The organism is Planktothricoides sp. SR001 (assembly GCF_001276715.1).
GTDB classification, from domain to species: domain Bacteria; phylum Cyanobacteriota; class Cyanobacteriia; order Cyanobacteriales; family Laspinemataceae; genus Planktothricoides; species Planktothricoides raciborskii.
In genome coordinates, this window is record NZ_LIUQ01000005.1 from 181,589 (window position 1) to 208,165 (window position 26,577).

At 44.0% G+C, this 26,577-nt stretch carries 23 protein-coding genes; 6 read left to right on the forward strand and 17 right to left on the reverse strand.

Annotation, left to right across the window (positions count from 1 at the left end):
* Positions 1 to 164: 164 nt before the first annotated feature.
* From AM228_RS05140 to AM228_RS05165, 6 genes are all read right to left on the reverse strand, one after another.
* Positions 165 to 536, reverse strand: a complete 372-nt coding sequence (locus AM228_RS05140; RefSeq protein ID WP_054465025.1) for a type II toxin-antitoxin system VapC family toxin — start codon at positions 534 to 536, stop codon at positions 165 to 167.
* Positions 537 to 539: 3 nt separating this feature from the next.
* Complete coding sequence (locus AM228_RS05145) at positions 540 to 794, reverse strand: hypothetical protein (protein WP_054465026.1); 255 nt, start codon at positions 792 to 794, stop codon at positions 540 to 542.
* 84 nt (positions 795 to 878) lie between these two features.
* Positions 879 to 1,019, reverse strand: coding sequence for a hypothetical protein (locus AM228_RS34915; protein ID WP_231636622.1), 141 nt, complete (start codon positions 1,017 to 1,019; stop codon positions 879 to 881).
* A gap of 442 nt (positions 1,020 to 1,461) precedes the next feature.
* Positions 1,462 to 3,945, reverse strand: a complete 2,484-nt coding sequence (locus AM228_RS05155; RefSeq protein WP_054465027.1) for a BsuBI/PstI family type II restriction endonuclease — start codon at positions 3,943 to 3,945, stop codon at positions 1,462 to 1,464.
* Between the two features lie 344 nt (positions 3,946 to 4,289).
* Positions 4,290 to 5,150 (reverse strand): alpha/beta fold hydrolase, encoded by an 861-nt coding sequence (locus AM228_RS05160; protein WP_054465028.1) that lies wholly within the window; start codon positions 5,148 to 5,150, stop codon positions 4,290 to 4,292.
* A 159-nt stretch (positions 5,151 to 5,309) separates the two neighbouring features.
* Positions 5,310 to 5,531, reverse strand: a complete 222-nt coding sequence (locus AM228_RS05165; RefSeq protein WP_054465029.1) for a hypothetical protein — start codon at positions 5,529 to 5,531, stop codon at positions 5,310 to 5,312.
* Between the two features lie 23 nt (positions 5,532 to 5,554).
* Here AM228_RS05165 and AM228_RS05170 point away from each other — a divergent pair, with 23 nt between their 5' ends.
* Positions 5,555 to 11,311: an alpha-2-macroglobulin gene (locus AM228_RS05170; protein ID WP_054465030.1), complete on the forward strand. Its 5,757-nt coding sequence runs from the start codon at positions 5,555 to 5,557 to the stop codon at positions 11,309 to 11,311.
* 516 nt (positions 11,312 to 11,827) lie between these two features.
* Positions 11,828 to 11,983: a hypothetical protein gene (locus AM228_RS31910; RefSeq protein ID WP_156331550.1), complete on the forward strand. Its 156-nt coding sequence runs from the start codon at positions 11,828 to 11,830 to the stop codon at positions 11,981 to 11,983.
* A 175-nt stretch (positions 11,984 to 12,158) separates the two neighbouring features.
* Here the strand turns inward: AM228_RS31910 and AM228_RS05175 are convergent, their stop codons facing one another.
* Both AM228_RS05175 and AM228_RS05180 read right to left on the reverse strand, forming a co-directional pair.
* Entirely contained in the window at positions 12,159 to 13,286 is a 1,128-nt protein-coding gene (locus AM228_RS05175; RefSeq protein WP_072160658.1) for an AI-2E family transporter, read from the reverse strand.
* Between the two features lie 35 nt (positions 13,287 to 13,321).
* The gene (locus AM228_RS05180) at positions 13,322 to 15,304 is read right to left on the reverse strand and encodes an amino acid transporter (protein WP_231636624.1); all 1,983 of its coding nucleotides are present in this window, start codon (positions 15,302 to 15,304) and stop codon (positions 13,322 to 13,324) included.
* Positions 15,305 to 15,766: 462 nt separating this feature from the next.
* Here AM228_RS05180 and AM228_RS05185 point away from each other — a divergent pair, with 462 nt between their 5' ends.
* The 4 genes from AM228_RS05185 (at position 15,767) to AM228_RS05200 (ending at position 17,618) form a co-directional block, all read left to right on the forward strand.
* On the forward strand, positions 15,767 to 16,408 hold the full coding sequence (locus AM228_RS05185; RefSeq protein WP_054465031.1) for a hypothetical protein: 642 nt from the start codon (positions 15,767 to 15,769) through the stop codon (positions 16,406 to 16,408).
* A gap of 275 nt (positions 16,409 to 16,683) precedes the next feature.
* Positions 16,684 to 16,884 carry a hypothetical protein gene (locus AM228_RS05190; protein WP_054465032.1) on the forward strand — a complete coding sequence of 67 codons (201 nt, stop codon included), beginning with the start codon at positions 16,684 to 16,686 and terminating at the stop codon, positions 16,882 to 16,884.
* A gap of 85 nt (positions 16,885 to 16,969) precedes the next feature.
* Positions 16,970 to 17,146: a hypothetical protein gene (locus AM228_RS05195; RefSeq protein ID WP_231636625.1), complete on the forward strand. Its 177-nt coding sequence runs from the start codon at positions 16,970 to 16,972 to the stop codon at positions 17,144 to 17,146.
* Between the two features lie 283 nt (positions 17,147 to 17,429).
* Positions 17,430 to 17,618: a hypothetical protein gene (locus AM228_RS05200; RefSeq protein ID WP_054465033.1), complete on the forward strand. Its 189-nt coding sequence runs from the start codon at positions 17,430 to 17,432 to the stop codon at positions 17,616 to 17,618.
* On the opposite strand, the gene cheB is transcribed toward AM228_RS05200, so the two are convergent.
* The 9 genes from cheB to AM228_RS05245 form a co-directional block, all read right to left on the reverse strand.
* The gene (gene cheB, locus AM228_RS05205; protein WP_054465034.1) at positions 17,601 to 18,671 is read right to left on the reverse strand and encodes a chemotaxis-specific protein-glutamate methyltransferase CheB; all 1,071 of its coding nucleotides are present in this window, start codon (positions 18,669 to 18,671) and stop codon (positions 17,601 to 17,603) included. The genes AM228_RS05200 and cheB overlap by 18 nt on opposite strands.
* 208 nt (positions 18,672 to 18,879) lie before the next feature.
* Complete coding sequence (locus AM228_RS05210; RefSeq protein ID WP_054465035.1) at positions 18,880 to 19,818, reverse strand: NAD(+) kinase; 939 nt, start codon at positions 19,816 to 19,818, stop codon at positions 18,880 to 18,882.
* Between the two features lie 376 nt (positions 19,819 to 20,194).
* Positions 20,195 to 20,800 (reverse strand): DUF4276 family protein, encoded by a 606-nt coding sequence (locus AM228_RS05215; RefSeq protein WP_054465036.1) that lies wholly within the window; start codon positions 20,798 to 20,800, stop codon positions 20,195 to 20,197.
* A complete protein-coding gene (locus AM228_RS05220) occupies positions 20,794 to 22,017 on the reverse strand; it encodes an AAA family ATPase (protein ID WP_054465037.1) in 1,224 nt (407 codons plus the stop codon). Before AM228_RS05220 ends, AM228_RS05215 begins: the two co-directional genes overlap by 7 nt.
* A 197-nt stretch (positions 22,018 to 22,214) precedes the next feature.
* Positions 22,215 to 22,526, reverse strand: coding sequence for an NADH-quinone oxidoreductase subunit NuoK (gene nuoK / locus AM228_RS05225; RefSeq protein WP_054465038.1), 312 nt, complete (start codon positions 22,524 to 22,526; stop codon positions 22,215 to 22,217).
* Between the two features lie 158 nt (positions 22,527 to 22,684).
* Positions 22,685 to 23,302: an NADH-quinone oxidoreductase subunit J gene (locus tag AM228_RS05230; RefSeq protein WP_054465039.1), complete on the reverse strand. Its 618-nt coding sequence runs from the start codon at positions 23,300 to 23,302 to the stop codon at positions 22,685 to 22,687.
* Between the two features lie 98 nt (positions 23,303 to 23,400).
* A complete protein-coding gene (gene ndhI, locus AM228_RS05235) occupies positions 23,401 to 23,985 on the reverse strand; it encodes an NAD(P)H-quinone oxidoreductase subunit I (RefSeq protein WP_054465040.1) in 585 nt (194 codons plus the stop codon).
* Positions 23,986 to 24,156: 171 nt separating this feature from the next.
* Positions 24,157 to 25,275, reverse strand: a complete 1,119-nt coding sequence (nuoH, locus tag AM228_RS05240) for an NADH-quinone oxidoreductase subunit NuoH (RefSeq protein WP_054465041.1) — start codon at positions 25,273 to 25,275, stop codon at positions 24,157 to 24,159.
* 344 nt (positions 25,276 to 25,619) lie between these two features.
* Positions 25,620 to 26,300 (reverse strand): DevA family ABC transporter ATP-binding protein, encoded by a 681-nt coding sequence (locus tag AM228_RS05245; RefSeq protein WP_054465042.1) that lies wholly within the window; start codon positions 26,298 to 26,300, stop codon positions 25,620 to 25,622.
* Between the last annotated feature and the right edge of the window lie 277 nt (positions 26,301 to 26,577).

A 26,577-nucleotide genomic window follows, 5' to 3' on the forward strand; every position in this document is an offset into this window, starting at 1 on the left:
CGCCCCTAACACACCCTACCCCAAGGCTATTTATGGTGCGTTACGGGGCGGATTTTTAGGCTAATTATTAGGTAATTAAATTAGCGCCGCCCCTAACACACCCTACCCCAAGGCTATTTATGGTGCGCCCTACACCAGCTATCCTCTCAATCCTGTGACTATTGCTATTCTCTTGTATCAAACGGATTCAGTAGATTTATGTCAGCAATCCACTGAAAATCATCCACATTTCTGGTAATTAATGTTAACTGATGCACCAATGCAGTCCCGGCAATAATTGCGTCCCCTAATGACATTCTTCTCTGTTGTCGCAAAGCAACAGCTTGAATCAACACCTCCTCGGATATCGGCAGAACTTCAGCAACCTGAAAAAACGCTTCAAAATACTGCCGTTGTTGCTCCGTCAGTTGATGATAGCCCAATACTTCCAGATAACTGAGGGCTGATACTGCTGGTGAATTTTCCGCAATTAATCCTCGCAAATTGGCATATTCTGGCTGTGCGGAATAGATAATAATATTGCTATCAAGAAGCATCGTTTATCGCCCCGGTAATGAACGGTCTTGTCGAGTTTCTCGTTGCCACAAGATAGGATCTATATTTTCTAATCCTTCTGTTGCCGCCAGATTTTCTAAGATTTCCGCCATCTTTTGCCCGCGTGTTTTTGCGTCTGGGACTGGTTTTTTATCGAGTAAAGTTACATACACCTCTAACATTTCATCTCCCAGATCGGGTCTATCCTCAATCCACTCTACATGACTTCCTTTCAATAGTGCTTTAAATGTTTTTAGCATGATTATCCTCTAAAAATATGCTCTAAGACAAGAAGCGATCGTCTTGAAAATTGGGTGAATTTTGCAGCTTTCCCACAAAGTCAGCTAATGTATTTTTTTCAAGGGTTCACTCCCCGGATCGGAAATAGGTATGACCATGATTTCCACTTCTTGATCCGGTAGAGAAAGCGATTGATTCAAAATAATAGTTTGACCGCGCTTAATTCCTTTAGCTCTAACGATCATAAATTTGCTTAAGCCGCTTAGTTAATGCCATAATTATAACATAATTCATTTCGGCATTGCTTGAGTAGCAGAATATTTGCTATAAATAGATGTTTGATGCCCTGAAAGAGTTCCCAGAGGATTTACAAATTGAGCGCGATCGCTCCCTACCGATGGAACGAGAGCAAATTGTATGAAAATTTTGCTTGATACGGATATTTGTATCTATACAATTATACGATTTTTGTCTGGTTGATGATGGTGCGTTACGGGGCGGATTTTTGAGATAATTATTAGTTAATTAAATTAGCGCCGCCCCTAACACACCCTACCCCAACGCTATTTATGGAGAAACCGGGTTTATTTAATAAATCTTGGCTAAAATGCGCTCATTGTTGTAGAAACCCGGTTTCTTTTCGGGAGGTGTTGAATCCATAGTGTTAAGCGTCAAACACCGAAATAGTCAAGACAGATTTTTTATATCTTCGTATGGACCTAAAAATCTTTCGCCATTAAAATGAATCATGTGCTCCGGTTGATCTGCCACCCATACTTCGGTTTCCCAGGAAATTTCCGCTAGATATCGGGTCATTTCTTTGCGACTTGGGAAAGCTGTCACAAAAACCAAGCCTTTTTGACTCGATCGAAAAAGTTGCTTTAATTCATTGTGACGTTTCAAATTAACTGGGCCATGACTTGTCACCGCTTCTATGAGTACAAGCCAATCTTTCTGTTGATAATAAATCACAATATCGGGCATTTTACCGTGAGGATCTAACTCAATGCCTATTTCTCGGAATTTTTCAGTTTCATTAATCAGAAACTTATCCCCTGCATCACCGATATAGAGAACTAAACCTCCGGGAGTAAATCTAGGACAAAAACTTTCCAAAATATCTTTGATTAAAATATTTTGCCCACCGGATGATAGTTCAATCTCCTGACCATCGGGCAAACATACAGGAATCATGGGGATATTTCGATTTTTATCCTGTAATAAATTAGTCACTGAATTGGCATAATTTCCGCAAGCCTCTGGCCATTTTTTAGAATTATATAATTTCAGTAGTGATAATGCTTGTGGAGCGAGTTGATAACACCATTTAGGGCTGTTAATGGGGCGATTTGGTTGATCTGGATTTTCCATAACCATTCCCATTTGGACAAACTGATGCATCGTTTGTCGTCGCACGGTTTCTCTCGTATTTGGTGCATATTGTTTACCATAGTAATCCCGAAACCAGTTCATCATTTCTGTAATTCCTCGTCTGGGGGCGGTGGCTTCACTCCAAGGTGTATCCGGGCGAATATCTGCTAATGCCAGTAAGCAAAGGGCAGACCTTTCATTTTGTTGTTCTTTTGGCGTAGAAATATCTTTGAGAATTGCCAATGCTTCCTCAATTCGTTTACTAGCCTGGATCGCATTTGTTGCTTCTTTCATAATTGATAAAACTCTATGGACAATCCGATCAATTTGCTCCTGATTTAAGTCAGAATCACCAATTTGCTGCCCCAGTCGGATCAGATCATCTTTACTAGGGTATTTAATCCGCCGCAAGTCTGTGGCATTAACTTGTGTATGTCCACTAAACTGCCGGAAGTAACTATCAAATAAAGTTGAATTCAGAAATGCTGCTAAACCTCTGGCTAGGTCGGGATTTATTCCCTTACCTTTAGCATGGTAGTAATTTAAATGATTTTCTATGCCTAGTACGGCGGTATTAACGGGAGGACAAACAGCAGCAATAATCCGCCGTTTTTCCTCTTTCGCAGAAAAACGCTTAGTCAAAACGTACCAGCCAGATTTTACTAACCATTTTGCTGTTTCTTGGTTTTCTGCAATGGCGATCGCCTTGCGAGGATTCCTCGGTGGAAACACAACTTTCCCGAATTTAATCGATTCTGGGTAAAGCAACGGAACCGTCTGATTATCTGGGCAAGTTCTCAAAGATGATTTAAGACGAAAATCGACAACTGGCCCTGTTGAAACTTCTAATCCCATTTCATCTAAAGTCGATGAAAATTGATTCATTTGCACCCGGATCAAATCGGCAATTGGATTTGTGACAATATGAATAAACCTATGATCATCGTTATTTTCAACTACCCGATCGTAGGGAGCATATCTCAATTCTAAAGCTTGATTAATTTCGGCTTCATAATTGCTGGTAATTTCCACATAATCCGGCTGATATTTTGTTTTTATTCCATGAAATATAATATTTTCTTGTAAAACGTTATCTTCTGAAAAGACCGCTGACCGACTCTCAAAAATATGAATTTTTTGCAGCGCCATTTTTTCTAGAAAAGCTTGGCGAAAAAGACGAAAATACACCCCATTACAGAAACTTCTCGGTGTAATAGCGACCATCTCACCGCCTTGAGCAAGCTGTAACATAGAAAGCCAAACGAATGCACTATAGAGATTTACCGTATCAATTTCCAAGCTGGTTAGGATCTTTTTTTCGATTGATTGGCTGTGAATTTTTTTATAGGGCGGATTGAGAATAATGTGAGTGAATTCTGGGGATAAACTCGAAAAAAGTGGTAAATTTATTTGATTCTCAGCTTTGATAAAATTATCCTGGTGCAAGGAATAATCAGCCTCAATTCCTTGATTTTGTAATGCCGTACAACAATCCCTAAGACACTGATTTAATGATTCGATAAAAATTGGCTCAATTTCATAGACGGTGATGTAGCAACTTTTGACTTGATTAGGATTAGCTAATAACCGCTCTACCACTGCCGCAGTTAATGTGCCTACTCCGGATCCTGGATCGAGAATTTTAATATGACCAGATAGACTATTAAACTGTCTTGCCATGAACCGGGCAATGTTAGCAGGAGTCAAAAATTGCCCCAATTCACTCCGCTGCTTCTGATTCAATTTGGCAGAGCAATGAAGTCTGGTAATATCAGCATAATCGGTCAGGAATGTGGTCATAGGATTAGTTTAGTAGCAGTATTTTTTTCTGGTGATACTGGGGAAAAAAATGCGCGATCGCCCGGACGGAGAAACCGTGTTTTTTTAATAAATATTAGCATAAAAGCAAAATTATCGCAAAAAACAGGTTTATTTTCCTGTGGGTTAACTATTTTTACGGTGCTTTATGGTGCGTTACGGGGCGGATTTTTCAGATAGTTATTAGGTAATTAAATTAGCGCCGCCCCTAACACACCCTACGATTGATTATAAGTTTTTTCTGGTTGATGATGGTGCGTTACGGGGCGAATTTTTGAGATAATTGTTAGTTAATTAAATTATCGCCGCCCCTAACACACCCTAGATCATTTTTTATAGACAATAAAACCCGCGATCGCATCTTTGAGGGCTTGGGGTTCGTCCACGCGGATTAAGTGACCGCTATTTTCAAATATTCTTAAATCTGAATTGGGGATAGCGGCGGCAATTTCTTCGGAAAATTCCGGGGGACAAATCCAATCATGGCGACCACCAATAACTAATGTGGGAGCAGTAATTTTATGTAGTTGATCTAAGATATTATAAGTCCGCAAAAATCCGCCAAATGCCTGATTAATTGCATCCACTGAGTAAATGGTTCGGTTGTCAGATTGGTTTTTCGCTTCCGGGTTATAGGTGACAGAGTATAAGGGCGCCATGACTTGAAAATAGGCTTTTAATTCCGCTTCATCTTTAAAGTTGCCAGCCCAGAGAAGTTCCGCATATTTCTTTTGTTCCGGTGTGCCTTTTTCGGCGATAAACTGTTTGGCTTTCTCTAAAAAACGATAGTCGGAAACGGTAGCAATGACAATTAAATGGGAGAGATTTTGCGGATATTTGATGGCATAAGATAAGGCCACCATGCCCCCATAAGAACCGCCGATGACGATAATTTTATCTAAGCCGAGATATTGGCGCAAGGCTTCCATATCTTCGACATTATTTTCTAAGGTATAAGTTTCTTTTGGGCCACGGGCAGACCGTCCCTGACCGCGATGGTCAAAATAGACTAATTGCATTTTTTGACTTAGGTCAGAAAGTCCCGCTTTGTAGGAAGTATGATCGCCCCCTGGCCCCCCATGAACCAGAAACGCCGTGGGTCTTTCTTTCATGCGATCGCCGTCAATGACTAACCCTGCCCCTTCAATATCAAAATAAATTTCTGTGTCTCTAATTTTTGCTTGCATTGTTGATGCCTTTGATTCACTTAAATTAAAGTTATTCTAATAAGCAATAATTTGCAACAATTTGCAATGATTTGCAATAATATGCGGTAGGGTGGGTTAGGTGGCGATCGCTGGTAAATTTTTTCCATAGATTTAATCCTTTGGCCACCGTAACACACCTTACCGAATTTTATCTGAGTTAAGAAAATCTGCAAAATCCCCACAAAAGCAAAATTCTGAGATTAAATAGGGATTGTATGCGCGATCGCCGGGGGTGAGAAACCAGGGCCGAAGAAACCGGGTTTCTTTAATAAATCTTGGTTGCGATGCAAAATTGCTCTGGAAACCCGGTTTCTTGCCCCCAGCTTTCTTATCCCAAGTGCGATCGCATTTTTCACTCACAGATTTTTGATTGAGACAAACCTATGTCGAGAATCTTCAAGAGATTTTGGTCGTGGTTTCTGGTAGGTATATTTCTATTTTGGGGCATATCAGCCTGTGGAAACATCCAGAAACAGAAATCCGCCAATTTCTCACAATTCAACCAACCCTTACCAGAGGTGGCGCCTCTCGTCACCCCACAACTGCCGGACTGGATCGAACAAATTAGTCCGACAGAAACCGCAGAAACTCTAGCCCAGATTAAAATTCGGTTTAAAGAACCGTTAATTCCTTTAGAAAGTCTGGAGTCTACGGCAGAAGAAGGAAAACTCAAACTATTTGAAATTGAACCAAACATACCGGGGAGATTTCGATTTCTCACCCCGCGCATGGTGGGATTTCAATCTGACGTAGCTTTCCCCAAAGCTACCCGGATTAAAGTCACCCTGAAAGCGGGATTAAGCGATTTAAAAAATAACCAAATTAATCAAGATTTGGCTTGGACATTTAACACCGAACCGATTAAGCTGACCGACTTACCGAAAATTCAGGAAAACGAATATGTCGATCCTGAATATATTGATGTCAAACCCCAATTAACCTTTACCTCTAATGTGCAATTAGATGTTAAGTCATTAGAGGAAAAAGTGCAGCTTATTCCCAGAGGCACTCAAACCGGAATCCCCGTCACCGTGGAGGAAAACGATGATGTAGCCTCACTCACTCCGGGGGAAACCTTTGACCCCGCTTTAAGAAATTGGAGTTATACGTTAACCCCGAAACGTCCATTAGAAAAAGGCACTCGATATCGCTTAGAATTTGCTCCCGGAATTCGTCCATTTCCCGGCAATTTACCTAGTGACACTCAATTTGTTTCTGAAGTTGAGACTTATTCACCGTTAAAATTGGAACGGATGGAGTTTACTGGGCAACCGGATATGAGCGGGGCTTATGGCCGATTTGTTAATGGTACACCGGAGTTAAAGTTTAATAACAAACTGGAGATTGATTCGGTATTAGAAAATATTACCATTAATCCGCCACCCAAAGAGGGAGTTAACGCCGTTCAAGCTTATGATGAAGAATCAAGCATCAGCATTAATCCCTGGGGATTAGAACCGAATACGAATTACACCATTACCATTGGTAATAATCTAAAAGATGCCTTTGGTCAAACTTTGGGTGAAACTCTGACTCAAGAATATAATACCGGGGATATTGCCGGAAATATTTGGGCTCCGGATGGGTTAAATATTTTCCCAGCCCAGCAAAATTTAGAACTGAATATTTCTGCGGTTAATTTACCAGAATCGCAGTATAAAGCCACTTACAAGGTGGTACAACCCACGGACTTGATTTATGCGGATAACGCATATCCCAGAGGTGAATCAACTGATTTATTGTCAAGTCAGACAAGTTGGCAAAGTTTCCCCATTTCTGGAGAAAAAAATCAGACGCAAACTATCACAGTTCCTTTGCGTGAAAAGCTGGATAAAAATACTGGCTTACTCGCTTATGGGGTTAGCGCTAAGACCAATCGTTATGTAATGGATGGCAAGGAAGAATGGCGCGAACCTACCTTTTATGGTATGGTACAATTAACTAATTTGGGGGTATTTAGTCAGTGGTTCCCTGACATGGGATTGATTCATGTAAATCATTTGTCTGATGGGGCAACGGTTCCTGGAGCAAATGTGCAAGTTTATCAGTCTCAAACCGATAGCAAAACTCGCGGTAATCCGACTCCTTGTGCTACGGGTACTACGGATAATTATGGCACGTTAGTGTTAACTTCAGCCCAGGTAAAAAGCTGTAGTAAGAAAGCTGATGAAGCCCCAGAAGTTGTGGCGATTGTCCGAGAAGGGGATGATTGGGCTTTCGATCGCACCTGGTCTTGGAGTGGGGCTTATGGCTATGGAATTTATGGAGATTGGAATAGTGACAAACCTGTATCACGGGGTACGATTTTCTCCGATCGCCAACTTTATCAACCGGGCGAAAAAGTAGCCTTAACTGGAGTTGCCTATTATTTAGAAAATGGTCAATTAACATCAGATCAAAATGATGTTTATTCTTTGGTTTTGCGCGACCCAGACGGCAACGAAAAAGAACTAGGAACCCCAAGCACCAATGAATTTGGCACGTTTTCCTGGGAATTTACCCTAGATGAAAATCAGCCCCTTGGTTATTATTCTCTGCAAGGAAAAGGCAGAAACCAGGGAGAAATTGATGGGGAATTTCGGGTAGCAGAGTTTAAGCCGCCGAATTTTAAGGTAGACTTAACCCTGAATCAAGCAATTGCCAAACCTAATGAAACAGTTGCCGCAAATATCCAGAGTGATTATCTGTTTGGTTCTCCCGTATCTAACGCCCAAGTTCAATATTATGTCACACGATCGCCTGCGCGGGACTTTGCCCCGAAAGGCTGGGAAAAATACTCTTTTGGTCGCCAATGGTTTTGGCCGGAAGAACAGCCTTCTATTAGTAGTGATGTCCTGGAACAAAATGCCGTTTTGGATCGGGGCGGTTCCGGTAATTTCCAGGTACAAGTAGACCGGGATTTACCCTATCCCATGACCTATCGGGTAGATGCAGAAGTGACGGATTTAGCCAATCTTTCCGTCAGCAATAGCCAGACTTTTACCGCCTTACCCAGTGATAAATTAATTGGCTTAAAAAGTAAGTGGGTTGCTGATGCGGGTAAACCGTTTTCTGTAGAGTTTATTGTCACCAACCTTCAAGGGGAAGCGATCGCCGGAGAAAGTATCCGCCTGGAATTACAAAAAATGACTTATAGCCGCGTCAACCGCGTGGTTGCCGGTAGCCGAAATAGTCGTTATCAGGTGGAATATCAAACCGTCGATCGACAAGACATTAAATCTGCTACAGAAGCGAAAACCGTTAACCTCACCCCCCCAGAATCTGGTTCTTATCGAATTCGGGCATTTTTGGGGAATAATACGGATGAAATCACTGCCACAGATTTACAAATTTGGGCCACAGGTGGTGGGTCAGTATTTTGGGCCAGCCGTAGCGACCAAGATAATTTCTTGGAAGTGAAATTAGACAAAGAAACCTATCAGCCTGGGGAAACCGCTACGGCGTTAATTCAATCCCCTTATCCAGAGGCGGAATTGTATTTTGCTGTGGTGCGCGATCGCCCCTTGTATCAAACCTTAACCAAGGTGACAGGTGGTGCGCCGCAAATTCAATTTACTGTCACCCCGGAAATGTTGCCCAATGCGGCAGTTCAAGCAGTTTTAATTCGACAAGGGCAACCTTTGGAACAGTTAGAACCGGGCAGCGTAGAAGACTTAGTGAAAATTGGTTTTGCCCCATTTAATATCAATTTGGCGGCAAAATATCTGCAAGTTGAAGTCACTCCTAATCAGGAAAAAATTGCCCCGGGAACTGCAACTACGGTGAAATTGCAAGTCAAAGATGCTGCCGGTCAGCCGGTGAAAGGGCAATTTACGGTAATGGTGGTGAATGAGGCGATTTTGCAACTCACCGGATATCGGCCTCCAGACTTGGTGAAAACCGTGTATGCAGACCAACCGATCGCCACTCGATTTAGCGATAACCGCTTTGAAGTGGTGATTTCGCCCCTGAGTTCCCCCCTGGATAAAGGTTGGGGTTATGGCGGTGGCTTTTCCGCAGGGGCCGATAGTACCCGGTTACGCACAGAATTTAAGCCCCTGGCGTATTACAACGGGTCGGTGACGACCGATCGACGGGGACAGGCAACGGTTAGCTTCTCTTTGCCCGATGATTTGACCACTTGGCGCGTTATGGCCGTAGCAACAACTGAGGATATGCGATTTGGTCAAGGGGACAATACTTTTATGACCACAAAACCCTTGATGGCTAACCCAGTTTTGCCGCAGTTTGTGCGCTTAGGCGATCGCTTTGATGGTGGTTTAACTGTCACCAATACCACGGAAAAAGTGGGTAATTTAGTGGTTAATGGTTCTCTGAGTAATAATTTATTATTTGCGGAAAAGTCCACGAATAATGAAACCTTGCGGACTAAAGCGGATTGGGATACGCAAGTTTATCGTTTCCCCATGACCGCTAATAGTTTGGGTGAAGGAAAAGTGCGCTTTACAGCCCAACTAAATCAGCAGCAAGGTGATGCTTTTGAGGTGCCGTTGTCCGTGCGCCAATTGCCGGTCAGCGAAACGGTGGTAGAGTCTGGGGTGACAAATAATCAGGCGACAATTCCGGTAAATGTGGATAAAAATGTCGAGGGAACTGTAGGCGGTTTAAATATTGATTTGGCCTCTACGTTGATTCCCGAAATTACTGCCCCAGCGCGGCAAATTTTTGCCGAGGATCCCTTGCCCTTTTTGGAACCGCTTGCTTCTGAGTTAGCGATCGCGGCCAATTTGCAAATTTTGGGCAAAAAATATAGCCAAACATTTACCGCATTTAATCCCACAAATCAAGCAACATTGGCCTTGGAACAGTTGGCAAAACTGCAACAAACTGACGGCGGTTTTGGATTTTGGCCTGGTAGCAGTAACTCCGATCCATTTATTAGTCCTTATGCGGCGGAAAGTTTAGCCCAAGCCAAAGCAGCGGGATTTGCTGTTGATGAATCAATGATTTCTCGGCTGCGGGTTTATTTGCAACAAACTCTCGCTGACCCAGGAAAATATGACTATTGCAAGTCTCAAGCTTGTAAAAATCGGTTGCGACTGGGGGCATTAATTGGGTTAGCGGAATTAGGCGATCGCCGCAATGATTTTCTCGCGGATATTTATGCCCAACGCGGGGAATTAGATCGGGTGGCGCAAACCAAATTAGCCCGTTATTTAATGCAAGTCCCAGGCTGGCGCAATGAAGCCCGAACTATGTGGAATGAGTTGCAAGAAACTGTCTATGAAACCGGGCGATCGGCTACAGTAAATTTACCGGAAGATTGGGGCTGGTTAAGTCCGCCCACCGTTGCCCAAGCGCAAACTTTACGGTTAGCTATTGCCCAAACTATTGCCCAAAATAGTAGCCCAGAAATCAGCAACCGCTTATTACAAGGACTGCTAAATTTGCGGCGTGATGGTACTTGGCAAACCACTTATAGTAATGCGGAAGCCTTAACCGCTTTAGTGGAATATGCCAATACGCAACCCACACCGCCAAACTTTACCGCTACGGTGAAATTAGCCGGTCAAAATATCGACTCAATGCAGTTTCAGGGATATCAGAATCCTAGCCAATTTATTAATCTGGCAATGGATCAATTACCCCAAGGGAAATCTGACCTAAACTTAAGCAAATCTGGTCAGGGAAATCTGCATTATTTTGTTGAATACAACTATCGGTTAAAAGGCAACCAACCGGGACGATTTAATGGTCTACGAGTCGATCGCACCATTCGCCCTGCGGGTGAAGATATGATACTCGGAACTATTGGCTTATCTACGCCGAAAAAACCCTTACAAGTTCCGGCAGGTCAAGTGTTTGATATTGGCTTAGAAATTATCACCGATCGCCCGGTGGATCATCTAGTCATTACCGACCCATTGCCTGCGGGTTTTGAAGCGGTTGATACCAGTTTCCAAACCGCTAATAAAGCGGTTCAAGCCCAACAAGATAGCTGGGAAATTAGCTATCAAACCATCTACAAAGATCGGGTGATGGCTTATGCCAACCGCCTCGGTCCTGGACTCTATCGCCTCCATTATTTAGTGCGATCGGTCACACCAGGAACCTTTGAATGGCCTGGGGCAGAAGTGAAGTTACAATATGCCCCAGAAGAATTTGGGCGATCGGCTTCTACCACCTTAGAAGTCAAATAAGTAGGTGGGCAGAAATAAATGCACCACAGACCCAATGAGAAAAAAACTGTCATTCCCGCGAAGGCGGGAATCCACAGCCTATCGGCGGGGAACGAAAAGTGCAATTAATTATGTTCACCTACTTAACACCCTCCGATAAACCGGGTTTATTTCTGGGTTTTATTAAACAGAAATAACCCCGGTTTATTCGCCGATACAGCGGTTTTCCGATTAATCAACCATAAGTATCCGTAGAGGGCGAAGCATGACCGGATTAAATCTCTGCTTTTAACCCAAAAATACCGGCGGTCATGCTTCGCCCCTACCAAATTTTTGTGGTATATTCAAGATAATAATGATATATTTATTCACAGCGATCGGGATAATGCCCAGCAATATATTCTTTGTGTCCTCTGTGTCTCTGTGGTGAATCCTCACCATTATGATATAATAGACAAGAGCGCAAAATAAATATCTCGATCCCCTCAACCCCCCTTAAAACCGCTATCGGCTTTTGGGAATTGTGCCAGAGGTTTATTGATTAATTGCCAGGAAAAAGTCATTGCATCCACTAAGAAACTTTTTGACCAAGAAGACTCTCGTCTTTTAACCGGAGAGGGGAAAACCAAAGCTGATATCCAAAAGCGGATTAAACTATTTGATGATATGCTTTCACAAGTCATTGCCGAGTAACTATAATTGACTGCCGTTTGGCTGTGATTCTATTCAGCTTGATGACGTTTCCCAGAGTCAAATAGAAATTACCAGTGAAACCGAAGTGGGACTACAGTTTAATATTGATGCGAAAAAAGGCTTGAGTCTTTATATTAGTGACTATTTTTAGCCAATTTGTAAAATATTTTTACTATTATTCCTTTGTTTCCTCTGTGTCTCTGTGGTGAATTTTACCTTGGACTATATCGTTGTCACTGCCCGTCTTAATAGGATTGGCTGAAGCCCGTTGAACTTTAGGGGTATGAAGCATATCGACAATGCTTTTGAGGGAACTAGCCAATGGAACAGCCAAAACGAGTCCGAGCAATCCCCCAACTTTGACACCGACCAATAGAGATAGCAAAATCCAGACCGGGTTAAGTCCGGTAAAGCCACCCATGAGTTGAGGAGCGATGCCATTTTCGATCGCCTGGTCGATGATCGTCGCCATCACCAAGACCTTTAAGCCTAGCCAGAAACTTTTTAGGGCGGTGAGCAAGCTGACCACGGTAATGCCAAAGGCCGCACCAAAGGGAAACAGTGCCATTAATCCAACTGCCAAACCAAACAAAAGTCCAAATGGCAATTGAATGATCACAAATGCCGTAGTCATGGAGACTCCCATCAGTAATGCTAAAGTGATTTGTCCAATAAAGTAGTTTTGGAAATTTTGTCGCAAGGCTTGACGAATTTGCGCCCCAATCTGAGACGGGAACCACTGGAAGATGCCATTCCAGAGTTTTTCACCATGAAGCAGTAAGTAAAAAGTCAATACAATCGTTAACACTAGATTGAGGATACTGCCGATCGCATCCAGTAGGAAATTCAGCACTGTTGCACTGAGAGTTTGCAATTGGTTTGATAGCCGTTCTTCCAGTTGGGTAATCAGCTTGCTGACATCAATGGATATTTGATGGCTTGCCGCCCAGGTTTGGAAGATTTGCAACTGCTCACTTCCTGAATCAATCCACGTCGGCAGGCGATTCGCGAGTTCATTCACCTGAGAAATCAGCGCCGGAACGACGGTGACACCAAAAATAGCCAGAAGAGCGATCGCCACCAACAACACGATCAACACCGCAAGGTTTCGGGAAATCTTGAGGCGCTGTAGCAGCCTCACGGGATAATTCAGGACAAAAGCCAGCAACATTGCCGTCAGGAATATGGCGATCGCACCCTGAAAGTAATTAAGTAACAGCAGTAACGCCCACCCATTAAGGATGATCAACGGCAGCACCAGTCCCCACAGAAACCATCTGGGCAGGGATGTAAAGAATTTCATTCGCTATTTCCTTCCCTTTTGAATTATCTTCAAGTTTACCCAACATGAATCCCAGGACGACGCGCTGGATCGGGTTCAGCTTTGCGGAGCACTTCGCGGGTGACAACGGGAACATCCCCCTCCCCAAAGAGGATGAAACGTAGCAGATATTGAATCGGGTTCCCCTCAGTCCAACCAAAATAAACGTGAGGCAGGATTCCCGTCCGATCGCGGATATAGAGCAAGAGTGCGGCGATCGCATTGGGGACTGCGGCACTTTGCATCCGCAGAATTCGGTATCCTTCCACCTCAACCCCTTGGATCCGAATCACATCCATAAACACTGAGGCATCTGTCACCTGCACCTCCAGAAACAAAATCGGATCCGTCGAGGGCAGGTGATTATTCTCGCGCACCTTTTTCTCTCCAAGCTGATACTCCAGGGCATTTCCTTTTTGCGGACGGTGGGCAATTAACCGGGTCGGCTGCTGTCTCAATTGGTGGATGAATTGACGGGCTGTGTCATCCAGTTCCATCCCAACCATTCGCAGTTCCGTTGAGCGAAAGACGCGAGAGATTAAGGAAGTGATAATGATGGCGGCGATAAAGAAGGTGGCAATATGAAGTCCATCCGGTCGTTCAATAATATTGACAATGGTGGTGTAGAAGAAGACGATCGCGATCGCCCCAAACAAGACTGTGCCCACCCAATTTTGCCCCCTGCCTGCCCCCTGCCGATACACTGAGAGGGTTACAGCGACTGCGGCAGAACTCATCAGCACCAATACCCCTGTAGCATAGGCACCCCCTTGAGCTTCCACATTGGCTTCAAAAATTAGGGTGACAATAAAGGCGATCGCCGTATAGACCAAAACCAGGGGACGGACAGCCCGCGCCCAATCTGGAGCCATCCCATAGCGGGGCAGATAACGGGGCACCAGATTCAGCAGTCCCGCCATTGCCGATGCTCCCGCGAACCAAAGAATCGCCATAGTGCTCAGGTCATAAATCGTCCCAAAGAGACTCCCCAAATACTGATGGGCTAAATAGGCTAAGGCCCGACCATTGGCACTCCCCCCAGCCTGAAATTCCGCTGGTGGAATCAACAATGTGGTGACTAAACTGCTCGTCACCAGGAAAAAGCTCATAATCAAGGCAGCCGTAGACAGGAGTTGATGGGTGTGATGAATCCGCCCCGTGGGATGCGCCTCCGTATCACTGCCACTGCCGATCACCAAAGGCATCACTGCCACACCTGTTTCAAACCCCGATAAGCCCAAAGCCAATTTGGGAAACAAAAGGGTAGCAACTCCTACCATCACCAGAGGATTGCCATGACTGTTCAGCAAGGCCATTTTCCAGCTTGTGAACACTGTGGGGTCTTGAATGATCTGATACCCCGCAACCCCAATCACCACTAGATTAAGGCCAAGGTAAATCCCCACCAAAACCACCGCTAATCCGATCGCTTCCTTAAACCCCTTCAGAAATATCGCTCCCAGCAAGGCAATCAGAACTAGGGTAATGGGAACTGCCTGTCCCTGCAAAATCCCTGACAAAAACGGATTCTCGATCATGTGAGCCGTGGCATCTGCCGCCGACAGGGTAATCGTGATGATAAAATCCGTTGCCGCAAAACCGAGTAAAATCAGCACAAATATCTTACCCTGCCACCAGGGTAGCAACTGCTCCAGCATAGCAATTGAGCCTTCCCCATGCGGACTCATCGTAGCCACTCGTCGATAAATCGGCAAAGCGCCGAAAAGTGTCACCAGCACCAAAATCAATGTTGCCAAAGGTGAAAGGGCTCCCGCTGCCAGGGCCGCAATTCCCGGCTGATATCCCAAAGTGGAAAAATAATCCACGCCAGTCAAACACATCACCTGCCACCAAGAATGTTTCAAATGATGTTCGTTGGCTGGGTCGCGGTCTTCTTTCAGCAGCCAATGAGTTAGATATCGGTGGTGTTTTTTCAGGGGCATAATTCGCGCAACCATTCCTGGAGCTTTTTGTTTGTACATAACTTGTACTAATTTCATTCAAACCTGGTACAAATAATGTGTAGCATCTCAAAAGAAAAATAGGATCAGATAATTCAGGATTTACAGATAATCTCTATTTCTCTATTTCTGCCAGAGGCAATCGATCAATTGCCTCAGCATATCAGGGGCGATCCCAAAAATTGTGTAAATTTTTTTATCAATTACAGCAGTTTTCAGATTGGTCAACCACAAATATCTATAGGGGCACGATCTTGACCGCAGGAGAAACCGGGTTTCTGGTTTTATACCGGGGCGACCACTGCCGGAACCTACAAGAAACCCGGTTTCTGAAAACAGAGATTTAATGCCGAAAAGATCGCGCCCCTACTCCAAATATCTATGGTCTATGCAACAGAATACCGCTGTGAAAGTCTATTCACAGCGATCGGGATAATCCCCAGCAATATATTCTCTGTGTCCTCTGTGTCTCTGTGGTGAATTATTACCCGCTAAAAATTTATGGATTACCAACAAATTAACCAAGCTATTTCTCTGTTAAAAACAGCGGCTAACCATTTAGAAAATATGGTGCAGTCTACGCCACCAGACCGGGCAAAAAACCAAACCGTTGCAGAAACAATGGAAACGGTAAAACAAGCTTTATCCGCTATGTCTGCGGCGATTAATCCCCCATTGATGACTGATGTTCCCCAGGAGTTACTCAGTCAAGCGGCAGCGTTAGGAATTCCTTTAGATGATTTGGAAGTTCGGGTGGCAATTTCTTCCCATCATCCCAGTCAATTGGCGGGTGTTTTACAAGAAATTGACCAGCGGGCAGCGGAGATTAAACGGCGTCGTGCTTATTTTTTAGTCCGCATTTCTGAAATGCCCATTGAACCTTTAGGGCCGAGGGTGCCCGTGGTGACGGCGGCAGATTTTCAATGGCCACAAGAACCCATTTCTCAGGAATTTATCGATCGCCTTAAGGTTAAATACGGGATTGATAAGTTAATGGAAAAACAACGGCGATCGCCCAATTCTTTGTTTGACAAGATAAAAGAGGCAAAAGCAGCATTAGAACCTTCATTATTTTTTGCTAGTAAAGATTTTGATGCAGATATTGATGAATATTTTGATGAAGATGAGGAATTGCCTTTTTGATATAATTAATATTATACTAATTTCAAAGATTATTGCTACCATTTCGAGGTTAATTTGGGCGACAGCATTGCGCCCAAAGAAGCAAATCAACATATATTGTAGGGGCGCAATGCTGGCGCCAGCATTGCGCCCCTGATGTTTTGTCTCAAACGCAATTTAAATGACTATACATGGCGCAATCTTGGCTTAAATCGTTGTTGTCCAAAAAAAGGTTCGCAAAATTGCGTCAAATCGATCGCTAAATGCTAAAATATAGGAAAATTACGGTGACAGAGATGACCAAATTACAAAAAAATCAAGCAGCAATTCAGTCTCTTTCCTCTGATGAATTCACTTATTTGAGAAATTGGATGATCGAGTTAGACTGGGAAGAGTGGGATCGACAAATTGAAAAAGATTCGGCTTCAGGAAAACTAGATTTTTTAGTTAATGAGGAGTTAGCAGCAAAAGCCCAAGACGAACTACAGGAACTTTAAGTGCATAAAAATACTAAAAGATTTTGGCGATGTTTTGAGGAATTGCCAGACTCGATTCAAGAACTGGCCAAAAAAAAACTTTGAATTGCTCAAACGTGACTCCAATCATCCTTCTTTACATTTTAAAAAAGTAGGAAAATTTTGGTCGGCTAGAATTGGCATAAATTACCGTTCTTTAGCTTTAAAAGATGGCGAAGATTTTATTTGGGTATGGATTGGAACCCATGATGAATATGAAGAAATTTTAAACCGAGAAGGGTAAATATGAAGAGTATCAAACATAGCCATTAAATCGCTGATAGTATCCCACGGGGCATTCATGCGATCGCCTCTCTGAGTCATCAAGCAACCGGGTTTCTCTGATGGGTTGGTGCATTTTCCCCAAGATAGCCATAACAACCCGGTTTCTGGACAATTTAAAAGAGGATAAAGCGATCGCATACCTAGCAATAATAAAAATTAACTTAAAAACCTGCTTTCTGACTTCCCGGCAAGACTATAATATTTTGCAATACTTCTCTACCTAGCAAACCATAGGCATTGCCATGAACAAAAGCCAGGAAATTAAAAGCATTATCGCCCAACGTCAACCGCTGGCCCAAAAGCTTGGAGATATCGAGAGTCGCTTATCGTCCCTGTATGGTTTGATTCAGAGTTTGGCACAAGAACGCGATCGCCGAACCGAGGGGATAGTAATTGGCACTAATCAGCGGAGATTAAGTTTGCTGATGTAATTTCACTTGATGGAGAATTGCTGTAGCCATCAGAGATAGAGGAACGCTCAAATCACTTAAGCCATTTTCTTCCACCACCGCAGGCATTCCATAGACCACACAAGTGGACTCATGTTCAGTAAAAATTAAGCCCCCTTGGGATTTAATCATGGCCGCCCCGAGGTGGCCATCAGAACCCATTCCCGTCATTACCACCCCTAAAACGCGATCGCCAAATATTTGGGCTGCGGATTCAAACATCACATCCACACTGGGACGATGGATAGTTTCCAGGGGTAGAAAACTCAAGCGAGTCGCCACTTGAGCATCCGCTTGCCTGGTAAACGTCATATGTTGCCCCGCACGAGCAATATAGACAATCCCCGGTCGGAGAATATCCCCATGTTTTGCTTCCACCACTTTAAGCGGTGATTGCTGATCGAGGCGCTGGGCATAAATTTCCGTGTACCCTTCGAGCATATGCATCACGATCGCAATGGGTACGGGAAAATTCTCCGGCAACTCAGGAATCATATGACTCAATGCGGCAGGACCGCCAGTGGAAATGCCAATCGCCACTAAGTTGATTGGTGCAGGTGGCTTTTTTGGAGTCATTAACAATTTTGTGGTTGGTTCTGGGGTGTTGGTTGGCGGAGGTAAAGAAGGTATAGAAATCTTAGCGGCGCTTTTCACTTTAGCAATCAACTCATCGGTCATTTGTAATAAACCTTCTGATGCCAAAGCGGTGGGTTTGTGGATAAAATCAACCGCACCCTCCGCTAATGCCGCGACGACTTGCTGGCTATTCCCCTCCGCAATACTGACAACAATCATCGGTAAAGGACGACGCGCCATTTGCTCCCTTAGAAACTCCAAACCGCTCATATACGGCATGATTAAGTCTAGAGTTACTACATCAGGGTTAAGTTGTGGGATGAGTTCGAGTGCCTCTTGTCCATCAGATGCAGTCCCGACCACTTCAATAAAAGCACTGCGGGATAACATCGCTTTGATCGTTTTCCTGACAAACGCCGAATCATCGACAACTAGGACTTTGATTAACCCAGCGATCATTTTTGACTCCGACTCTATTGAGTCTATTAATGAATAATTCGATAGCCCTCGATCATCGCACTGGATCGGCGATCGCCGTCAAGGGACTGACGCATCATTTCTATTGGTCTTAAGTCTTAAGGATTAGTCTTCGGAGCAATTAATGAATGACTCTTAAAGATAATCAACGAGATATTCGACCCCAAAGAAAGGGTTGTCCCAAGGCCAATTAATTGCGGTGATTGTTGTTATAGTAGATTCTCGCCCCTGCCCAGTGAAGTTTTTCTCGCAAAGTCCGGTAATAAGAATAATTTTCTTGGAGAATAATAAATTGAGCCTGACATTGGGCGATGCGGACTTCGACGTGCTGTCCCGGCCAAATTGAGGTGCCAAGAACCCCATCAGTCCAAAGTTTAGTGCTTAAGTCGCGATCGCCTAATGGCCAAATTTTCACCACCGAACCAGCGGGTAATACGATCGGACGACTGGAAAGACTCAAGGGACAAATCGGCGTTACGGCGATCGCCTCCATTCCCGGATGCATAATCGGGCCATTCGCTGACGCGGTGTAGCAGGTAGACCCGCTGGGGGTCGCCACAATCAGACCGTCTCCCTGATATTGATCCACGATTTCTCCATCCACTTCCATTTCCAAGGTAGAAGTGGGAATGCGATCGCCCGTTGCGGGTTTGACGCACATCTCATTCAACGCCAAAAAAGGCGGATCCTGAGTTTCCGTAGCGCTGACCGGCTTCAAACTGCGATCCAACCCATCCAAGACCCTCGCTTGCAACATCATCCGTTGCTGCACCGCATAGCGATCCGAAATCAGCCGTTGCCAAATCGTCTCAGTATCTTGAAATGTTTCAGTAGGTTCCGTCAAAAAACCCAGATGCCCGCCCACATTCACCGCCAAAATAGGGATGTGATCGTGAGACAACTGCCGTGCTGCTGCCAGTGCCGTCCCATCCCCTCCTAACACCACTGCTAAATCTATTTTTTGGGTCGAAGAAGCCAAAAATACTGGATAGGGATTATCCTTCGGGCCACTCGGTCCCATTAACACTTTACAGCCAAGGGATTCAAGCTGTCGAGCGCATTCTTCAGCGCGACGCTTACTCAGGGGATCGGCAGCTTTATGGGCAATAATAACTTGTTTAAGTTCCACGATATTTATAGAGGAGAGAGATGTTTAGAGGGGAGAGGTGAACTTTTTGGTTTTTCACAGATTTTTGAGCGAGTATTGCGGGTATTACGGATACTTATGATGAATAATTAGAAAAACCATCTCCACCCAGACTGATTGACAAATAAATTTAATTAATTCCAGAGCATCTAACCAAGATATTGATTAATAATACTATATAATACTATATAGTAAAAAGGGGTGAATTTTTCAGATTCTCAAAATGAATTGTGCCGATCCAGCGAATTAAAAGTGAATCCGGTGACTTATGGGGGCGCAGTGATGATTTGCTCAAGGGTCTTAAACAGGCGATCGCACGATGGACAAGCAGCCCTGACGCGATCGACTTTCAAAAGTTCTATTTGGGAGCGTGTTTTGTTTTACTATACTTGCCTCTTGGTGTGTCCTTAGTCGCTTGTGTGAGCCTTTTTTCCAGATTATATACTGAAACTCGATCGACAGTCTGATATTGCTCCAGACCCCGGATAATTTTATTATCCTTAAATTTCTCCCCATAGAATTGTCTTAAGGTATCAAGGTCAGCAATAAACCAAGCCTCCATCGCTTGAACCATTAATTGACAATGACTATCGTCAATCCCCTGTGAATCCCATTGATATTCTGGCCTGTCCTGGAGATATTTCCAAGGTTGGTTTATATCGGATAAAAGCCCTTCTGAATCTACCAGTAAAACATTGAATGCATCGGGGTGATCTTGGATCGCTCTGTGAAAATTATTATAAGCTTGTTTCCGCCCCCCACAGATGATTAGTTGGATTTTGATTCCGTGGTTATATGCTAGACGATCGAGGCTTTGGAAAAAAGTTCTAAACCCTGGCGCTAGTCCTGCTTGAGTTTCTTTTTTGGGCAGCTTAATTTTTCGATTTGGGGGAGGCTGAAGTTGTCTTGCGAGTGGTTCTGAATCCCCAATCCCTTCAATATAAATTCCGATTTCGCTTACCATCGGTTTCCTCCAATTTCACCGATGCGCCATAAGTCTCCGAGGCTGTAATCTTCCAGCCATTTTTTTAACCGCTGAGGATTCAAACGACGCAAATAACTCCCTTTCTGATTTTGTTCGCAGACTAAGACTGATTCGGGGACTTCACTTAAGCCAGAAATTAAAGCATCAGAATGGGTGGTCACGATCAATTGAGTTCGCTGAGAAGCCTCAATGAGCAACTCAGCTACCATCGGGAGAATATCTGGATGTAAGCCGATTTCTGGTTCTTCGATACAAACAAGAGGCGGTGGACTGGGGTGGCAAAGGATGGTCAACAAACATAGATAACGCAGGGTGCCATCGGATAGACGAGTTGCCGGAATTGGTCGGTGGCGTTGCTTTTCCCGCAGAAATACTTGCAATGTACTTGCTTCAACTCGGACAAGGATATCCGCGATCGCATCATAGAATTTTTGCAATTTTTCTATGAGTAATGGTTTGTATACTTGGAAGTCTAAATTATTTAAAACATGACCCAGGTTACTGTAATATTCTTCTAAAAAATCATTGGGTAAATCCGATGGTTGTGGCAGTCGGGGCGGCGTATATCTGCCTAGGTTCCATTCTCGATAGATGCGAATCTGAGAAAACTGATGATTTAAATAAGTCAGTTCTGGGTAATAATCTCGGTCTTTTTTCTGGGATAAAACCGATTGCTCTGGACTCAGTTCTTCCCGTTGAAGCGATCGTTTAACTCTCTGATCTTCCCTTCCCGCTTTCGCTTCAGGCTTAGTTCTGAAATTTAAGATCGGATGACCATTTTGGTATCGGTAGAAAAAATAAACATCTTCATAGTTATCATCGAATTTTTGCTCATTTTCTACCGACTCATCCACCAGTTCCAGTCTTTGACCGTTCATGGTAAAACTCATCTGATAACGCAGCGGCATCACTCCTTCCGGGTAATCAATCGTTGCCGAAATATGCGCGATCGGAAATTGTTGTTCACTCCCTCCTTTCCAAAGCCACTCGCTAACCCCTCCCCCTTCCCGAATTGGCGCCGCCAAGTTCCTAGGAGTTGCCTGCAAAAGCCCAATTGCCTGAATTAAATTCGACTTACCCGATCCATTAGAGCCAATTAAAACATTCAAGGGTTGAAGGTCAATTGTTGACTCTTCACTGCCATAAGAAAGTAAATTTTTTAATTGCAGCGTGCGGATAAACCGTTTTCCTTGCACTTCAGTCTCCTTAATTGTTGTTTTTTGGTTGTTTATTGTTGGGTAGGGATTCTTTGGGTAGGGATTTTTTGATTGTTGATTGTTGTTTGTTGGTTGTTGATTGCTGTTGCTTACCCCTTACTTCCAGAATGCCTATTCCCTAATAAATAACTGTGAACTGTTAACAGTCAAACGTCAACAGTTCACAGTCAATTTTTTTACCATTTCAACAGATTAAACTGTTCCATATCCACCGTATCCCGGTTGCGATAAATCGCCAAAATAATCGCCAAACCTACGGCAGCTTCGGCGGCAGCTACGGTAATCACAAACACCGTAAACACTTGGCCTTTAATCGTGGCTGAATCAATAAAATTAGAAAAAGCCATCAGATTAAGATTAACCGCATTGAGCAGTAACTCAATAGACATCAAAACTCGCACAGCATTACGACTTGTCACCAGACCATAAATGCCAATGCAAAATAAGGCAGCAGCCAACAATAAAAAATACTCAAGGTGAAGTTGCATGAATCCTACCAACGATAATTTCTCTGGGTTGATTGTCTGTGGGTTAATTGACCCTCTCAATTAATTTTCGATTTATTCGGTTTAAACTAATTGAGGGGAAAAGTTTCAGACATATTCCCGCACTTTGCGGGAATAACTGTCATTAATTTTATGACTTGTTATGATTTTTTCTGGCTGCTACTTAAGGCGCCAATGGATTCTTTAGCCCGCTCTGGTAAGGTGAGCACCGGGGCAACGGGAGCCGCCGGAATGTCATCCCGGTAGAAGTCTCGCCGCGCCAAAATAATTGCGCCAATCATGGCAATTAATAGTAGCAGTGAGGCTAATTCAAAGGGGAGTAAAAAGTCCGTAAAGAAATGTTTGCCGATCGCCTCTACGGTCGAAGACCCAGGGGCGATCGCGCCAGTTTTCACCGGCCAAGGAGTCGATAAAATCATCGTCCCCAGGAGGGCAAACAAACCGAAGCCTACCAACGCGGTGACTAATTGACGCAGGGCGGCATTTCCCACTTGGGCAAACTTTTCCCGCTTGTTCACCAACATAATGGCAAACAAAATCAGCACGTTCACCGAACCCACATAAATCAGCAGTTGAGCCGCTGCCACAAAATCTGCATTCAGCAGCACATAGATCCCGGCCATACTGGTAAATACAGCACCGAGCAAAAACGCGGAGTAAACAATATTAGAAAACAGCACCACTCCTAATGCTGAACCAATCATCATTAAGGCCAACAAGCCAAACGAAACTATCTGAACGCCTTCCGCTAAATTCACAGTTTTGTCCTTATATCACTTGTCAAGAAAAATCGATCGGGTCACTGTTAACGATATTCAATTATTTCAATTAACAGTGAACCATCCACCGCCAAGAATTATTTTTCCATCTTTTCCAGGAGTTCTTCTGGGCGTTTACCAGCGCGAACCGAGCCTTCCGGCAGATCGTGGGGGTCGTTGATCCCTTTGGGCAAATAGGCCAATTCTCGCAGGGGCGTCACCATTGGGTCATTAGTGACTTTATAAGGCAAACGCCCCATTGCCACGTTGTCGTAGTTCAAATCATGGCGATCGTAGGCGGCTAGTTCATATTCTTCCGTCGCCGACAGACAGTTGGTGGGGCAATATTCCACACAGTTGGCGCAAAAAATACAAACTCCGAAATCAATACTGTAGTGTTTCAGCTTTTTCTTCTTGGTTTCTTTGTTAAATTCCCAGTCCACTACCGGCAGATTAATTGGACAAACCCGCACGCAGACTTCACAAGAAATACATTTGTCAAATTCAAAGTGAATTCGTCCCCGATACCGTTCGGAAGGAATCAGTTTTTCGTAAGGATAGAGCACCGTCACTGGACGACGACGCATATGGTCAAATGTCACCGAAAGACCTTGGCCAATATATTTGGCGGCTTGAAAGGTTTCTTTGGTATAGTCGCTAACTTGTTTGAGGAACTTTAGCATAAGTGAAGGATGGCAGAGAATATCAATGTGCTTTGGATTGAAGATGAATTGATCTGATGAATCGATCGCATGATTAGATCGATCGCGCTGTTTTGGGACTGTGTTGGCAGGGAATTTTTGCGGCGATCTGGTCGTTCACCAAAACACCGATAACACCGAGTCCCAAATCCCTTAACCACCAAAAGCGAAGGGAAAAGCCAACTTCAAGGCGGCAGTTAACAGCAAATTCACCAGACCCACGGGTAACAGGAATTTCCAGCCCAGGTTCAGGAGTTGGTCAATCCGCACTCGTGGCAGAGTCCAGCGCAAGAGAATCGCCAGAAACACGAAGAAGTAAGTTTTCAGGAGCACCATTGTAATTCCCAGCACCGCTGCGATTACTTGGAACCAAGGGGTAGTTTCGCTGACCCCGATCCATTGGGCAATCAGTTCAATGGGAATGGGCAATGTCCAGCCACCGAAGTAGAGCACTGACACCAATAAGGCGGAAAGAATTAAGTTGACGTAAGAACCCACATAAAATAGACCGAATTTCATCCCCGCATATTCGGTTTGATATCCGGCCACCAGTTCTTCTTCCGCTTCCGGCAAGTCAAAAGGCAGACGTTCGCATTCAGCCAAGGCGCAAATCCAAAAAATTAGGAACCCAACGGGCTGACGCCAGACATTCCAGCCGAGAATGCCGTAACTGTTTTGTTGTTCTACGATGTCAATGGTGCTGAGGCTATTGGACATCATCACGATCGCCAATACCGCCAAAGCCAGAGGAATTTCATAGCTAATGGACTGGGCAGCCGCCCGCAGTCCACCTAACAGAGAGTATTTGTTGTTGGAGGAATAACCGGCCATCAGCAAACCGATCGGGGCGACACTAGAAAGGGCAATCCATAAGAAAATGGCGATGCTCAAGTCGCTGATGATCAGATTTTGCCCGAAGGGAACGATCAGGTAAGAGATAAATACCGGCAGCACTACCAGAATTGGGCCGAGGGTAAAGAGGATCGGATCCGCTTTCGTGGGGACGATATCTTCTTTAAAAATTAGCTTTAGCCCGTCAGCGGCGGGTTGCAATACCCCCAATGGGCCAGCGTATTCGGGACCAATTCGCTGTTGTACTGCGGCAGAGATTTTTCGTTCTAGCCAGACTGCTACCAATACCCCAACCGTGGCTACGGCTAACATTAAAAACATGGGCAGGGGGATCCAAATCACTTTGGCGACTTGGGGAGGCAGTCCTAAGTCCACCAGCAATTGTATAACGCTTCCTTGTAAGTCTATTCCTTGGTTCATGCTTGTTACTTCAAATTTATGAAGATTTTTTACGAGCGGGACTGAGTTACAGTATAACTCTCTATGGTCAGCAGAATTTGGCGATCGATTGAATAATGTAAGGTAGGGGATAAAGCCATTCCCGGATCAATCTCCACTACAAACCGATCGGGTTATCTGCGCTGTTATCTGCCCTGTTATCTGCGCGAATGGATTCATCTCCTAGAGGCCGATGTAAACAATCGGACGGATTCAGACAGGCAACAAATAGGTTGTTTTTGTTAATGTTTATGATTAAATTGATTAATGAATTGGGTGAAATTAAGTCCCAACAATTTTTGCCCTTGTCCGGTGGCTGCACTTTCTTAGTTGTTGAATAAACGTCCATCTTCTAAATGTACGATGCGATCGGCGATGTCTAAGATGCGGTCATCGTGAGTCACTAACAAGATGGTGCAACCTTGTTTTTTAGCAAGATGCTGCATGATTTCGACTACATCCCGACCAGATTTACTGTCCAAAGCAGCGGTGGGTTCGTCCGCTAATACCAGTTGGGGATGACTGACTAATGCCCGGGCGATCGCTACTCGTTGTTTTTGCCCTCCCGATAGGTTTTCGGGATAGTAATCAATATGATCTTCTAGTCCCACTGCGGTGAGAATTCCGGCGGCTTTTTCCCGGAGATTTTCTTGAATTTCTGGGTGAAGTTCTAGGGACATTTGCACGTTTTGCCTTGCGGTTAAACAAGCGAGTAAGTTATGGGCTTGAAAAATATAGCCAATATTTCGGCGGAGTAAGACAAAATCTTTGGGTTGGGCGACAGAAAGTTCTTTACCCAATACTTTTAAGCTGCCTTCTTGGGGCGATCGCAGTCCTCCCACCAGGGTTAATAAGGTGGTTTTTCCCGAACCCGATGGCCCGGTCATTAGCACGATTTCTCCGGGAAATATTTTTAAATTAATATCAAATAAAACTTGCTTTTTTAGGCTGTTTTTGCCAAAAAAATGGTTTAACTTTTTAATGTCAATTGCAGGTTGTTTTAACATATATAATTTTAATCTCGCTGCCTAAAATAAATAATACCTCTAGATGATTGCGTTAATATAAATTAATTTACCTAAAAAATTTTTTTTATTGAATTAACCACAGAGACACAGAGGACACAAAGAGAATTAGATCGCTTATAAAGCTTATATTTACTCTTTATCTATGATGCTCTATTATTATCTATAATGCCAATAAATATATTATATTATATTTTTTTAAATAAAAATGATACATTTAATCTCTTGGTGGTAGTAGGGGCGCGGCGGCTTGCGACCT